The organism is Acidithiobacillus sp. TH-A36 (assembly GCF_057473445.1).
In genome coordinates, this window is sequence record NZ_JBYCKP010000596.1 from 1 (window position 1) to 3,136 (window position 3,136).

General features: G+C 56.0%; 3 protein-coding genes. All 3 read right to left on the minus strand.

Annotated elements, in window-relative coordinates:
• Nucleotides 1–157 precede the first annotated feature (157 nt).
• A complete protein-coding gene (locus AC2VLY_RS14990; protein ID WP_486893236.1) occupies nucleotides 158–610 on the minus strand; it encodes a hypothetical protein in 453 nt (150 codons plus the stop codon).
• A 71-nt stretch (nucleotides 611–681) separates the two neighbouring features.
• The gene (locus tag AC2VLY_RS14995; RefSeq protein WP_193650921.1) at nucleotides 682–2,187 is read right to left on the minus strand and encodes a sensor histidine kinase; all 1,506 of its coding nucleotides are present in this window, start codon (nucleotides 2,185–2,187) and stop codon (nucleotides 682–684) included.
• 127 nt (nucleotides 2,188–2,314) lie between these two features.
• Nucleotides 2,315–3,136: DNA repair protein RecN (locus AC2VLY_RS15000; protein ID WP_486922550.1), on the minus strand; the 822-nt coding region annotated here is incomplete at its 5' end.

A 3,136-nucleotide genomic window follows, 5' to 3' on the forward strand; every position in this document is an offset into this window, starting at 1 on the left:
CAAATCCACATTTTCCTGATCCAGAAGCTCCAGACCTTGCAGCGGATTGTTGCTGCTCAGTACCCGGTAATCTTCACTTTCCAGCCACAAACCCAGCAGCCTCAAGAAATCCGGATCATCATCAATAATGAGAATGGTGGGCATGGTTTTACGCATCTCAGGGTAAGGGCGCGCCATGCGCTTCCAGGGTTTTTTCTGCATGCTGGTGCAGCAGGGATTTCAGACGTTGAAGCCGCGCTTGTGCGGTATCTGCAGCATTTTGTGCAGCGATAGCCTGAGCTTTGTTTTGCTGAATGCGGGCTCTGTAGTGTTGCAGGGTGGCGATATTTTCCAGCAGAGCGTTGACGCTGCGCCTGAGCGGCAGGGTCTGACTGGCCAACACACGGTTTTGTGAAGCCATTTCCAGCTCCCGGGCGGCGTTGCCCAGGGCGGTTTTATTGAGGGGACCACTGCTGAGATAACTGTTTGCCAGCGCAAGATGAATATTGGCGCAACTGGCGGAGGTAGCGGGTCCGCAGTCATGCAATGCCTTGAGCAGAAACGGTCGGGGCGTTTCCGAGAGCGGCAGCGGCGCGGCTTTGGGCTGAGCAGGTGCTGCCGGATGAATCATTGCACAGGCTCCCAGAAACAATAGGATACTGAAGGTGCCGAGTGAGCGGATCGTAAGCAATAATCGGTACATCAATGAGCTGCCTTCTGAGGAGAAGAGGGTAGCCAGATTTCTGCGCTGAGCCCTCCCTGTGGACGGTTTTGAATGCGTATCCAGCCGTCTTGAGCGGCTACCAGTTCGCGGGTGATGGCCAATCCCAATCCGGTACCCCGGGGTAAGCTGTTACTGACCGGAACCTGATAAAAACGTTCAAATACCCGTTCCAGCAAGGCTTCAGGAATACCCGGGCCTTCATCTTCTACCCGGAACAGAACGCCCTGCTGTTCGGCAATGGCCTGCACGCGGATTTGTCCGCCGGCTGAGCTGTATTTGTTGGCGTTGCTGACCAGGTTGCTGAGAATTTGCCGCAAGCGTTGTGGGTCGGCGTACACTTCCAGCGGTGCATGGCTCTCACAAATCAGGGTTTGCTGCTTTTTTTCAGTCAATGGCTGCATGCGTTTTAGCAGATCTTCGAGAATCTCGGATACTTTGACAGTTTGGGGTGAAAAATCCAGGGATTGCGCCTGTAAGGCATGCATGTCGAGCATTTCCTGAATAGCCGCATATAATTCCTTGACCTGACGGACGACAATTTCGAGGACTTCGCGTTGCCGTGGCAGAAGCGGGCCGATGCGCTCGCTGAGCAGTAATTCACTGCCGGAACGGGCTGAGGCCAGAGGGGTTTTCAGTTCGTGAGAGACCTGGCTGAGAAATTGGTGGCGCAGGCGCTCTTCTTCCCGCAGGCGGGCCTGCATGCTGTCGATACTGCGGGCCAGATCGCGCAATTCCTGGGGTCCATCACTGGCAACATGGGCGACTTTACCCGCCCCGATATCTTCCAGGGCCAGACGGAAGTCCTTTAATGGCCGGGTCAAGGCCGTGGCAACCCGCCAGGGTATCAACAGGCTGAGCAGCGCCGTGATGACTACCAGTGCATAAAGCAGTTGCACGGCCTGAGAACGCGCTGCCGCTGCCGCCTCTCCCTGGCTGAGCAGTAGGGACTGCATAGCCTGATGAACGTCATGAAAACGCGCCTCTACAGCCATCCGGCTGGCTTTGCCGTCGAGCACCGCCGCCTGCCCTGAGCCTGGTGCATTTGCGGACTGCAAATAATTGCTCAGACTCACTTGTAGTTGTTGGAGTGCGTTGGCAAGTTGGGGGTAGGCTGTTGCGCCGGTCTGTAGTGTCTGTAATGACGTTTGCTCGTGATGAATCAGGTGGGCAAAGGTGGCTTCATAACCAGAGTGGGGCAGGACCTGCGCCAGATCCTGATAAAATTCGGCCTGACGTTGTTGTCCATGAATTTCCAGTAATTGCTTTTGCAGTGGCAAGCCAATTTCAATCAGTGTATTGCTGCTGTCGCCCAGGGTATGAATCGCCTGGATGGCCGCAAATACGACCCCCGCGACCAGAAACAGGATGATAATGGCAAAAAACAGGACGCTTCGGGGAATCGAAATGGCGCCACGATGATCTTTAGCCGGGGAGTCCATGATCTTTTGTCCGGTGTTCTGTTCTTCCATAAAGTCCGCAGCCATCCACTCCTCCATGCCGGTTGCCCTGAACATGGGCAGCGCATTGCCGGAAACCAGTGTATGCGACTGAGGGCCAGCGGCCTAGTGTAGATTATCGGCTACAGCCCCCAAGCCCGCGCCGTTTTTTGGGTTATGCGTCCACATTGGCAAGAAGCGTCGCCGCCGCCTCGTATACGGCCGTGTTGAGATCAATGCCGCCAAGCATGCGGGCAATTTCCTGCTGACGTTGTGCCGCTTGCAGGGGGTTTATGGCGCTGAGGGTTTGACCATCCTGCACCTGTTTTTCAATGTGCAGGTGGTGGTGGCCCTGTGCCGCCACCTGGGCAAGATGGGTGACACAAAGCACCTGCTGCTGCGCGCCAAGGCGGCGGAGCAGGCGTCCTACGCGTTCGGCAACGGCTCCACCAATGCCCACATCCACTTCATCAAAAATCAGGGTGTCAATGCGCTCAGGTGCAGCCAGAATGACCTGCAAGGCCAGACTGATACGCGAGAGTTCTCCGCCGGAAGCTACCTTGGCCAGGGCCTGAGCCGGATGGCCGGGGTTGGCGGTAATCCAGATTTCTGTCTGATCCCAGCCGGAGTCACGCCAGAATTTTTCTTCTTCCGGGTGGCTGGATATACGTAATTCAACCTGAGCATGGGGCATGCCCAGCTGACGGATTTGTTCGGCAACAGCGTCAGCCAGAGCTTGCTGACGGGCTTGCCGGGCCGTCGTGAGAGCATGGCTGTGTTGAACATAGGTCGTTTTGGCTTTGAGTAAAGCCTGCTCAGCGGCGAGCAGTGTGCTTTCCAGATTTTCTGTTCCCTGCAGTTCCTGACGCAGGGTATCGCGTTTGGCGATTAAGCCCGGCAAGTCACAATGATATTTGCGTTGAAGATCCTGCAACTGTTGCAAGCGTCGGGCAATTTCTTCCAGACGTTCGGGGTCGGCTTCCAGATCGGCCAGATA

Coding starts and splice junctions, on each gene's coding strand:
- AC2VLY_RS14990 (WP_486893236.1), bottom strand. CDS start 610: ATGATTCATCCGGCAGCACCTGCTCAGCCCAAAGCCGCGCCGCTGCCG.
- AC2VLY_RS14995 (WP_193650921.1), bottom strand. CDS start 2,187: ATGGCTGCGGACTTTATGGAAGAACAGAACACCGGACAAAAGATCATG.